1 protein-coding gene is annotated in these 366 nt (G+C 44.5%); it reads left to right on the plus strand.

All coding sequences use genetic code 11. The features are described from left to right. The coding region (locus CWB80_RS22675) for a hypothetical protein (RefSeq protein WP_171041587.1) at positions 1–366 on the plus strand (366 nt) is incomplete at both ends.

Raw genomic sequence — 366 nt, forward strand, 5'->3', positions numbered from 1 at the left:
CAGCTGAAAACCTATTAATGTTGGCAAGTTCGATCTCGATAGGAAAAGCGAGTAAAGATATTGATTTTTTGGCCCGATTACCTATTCCTGATTACATTCCGGATAATCAAAACTCAAAAACTCAAATCAAAGATGAATGCAGTATTTCTGAAAACGGTGTGGTGAATTATTTCGCCATTTCGGTCAGCCCTGTGTTTTCGCAGACGCGCGTTTTAATCGGGGGTGCATTGATTATTAGAGAGATTAGCAAACAACAAGAAGCTGCGAATAAAGTTAAGAGTTTAACTTCGGCGCTTGAGGCAAACGTACGGCTCAGACCTCCGGCAGTTGGCGCGACGACGGCTGAAGCAAGAATGCCCCGCGCGG

The sequence above is a fragment of the Pseudoalteromonas sp. S1650 genome (genome assembly GCF_005887195.1).
GTDB classification, from domain to species: Bacteria; Pseudomonadota; Gammaproteobacteria; order Enterobacterales; family Alteromonadaceae; genus Pseudoalteromonas; species Pseudoalteromonas simplex.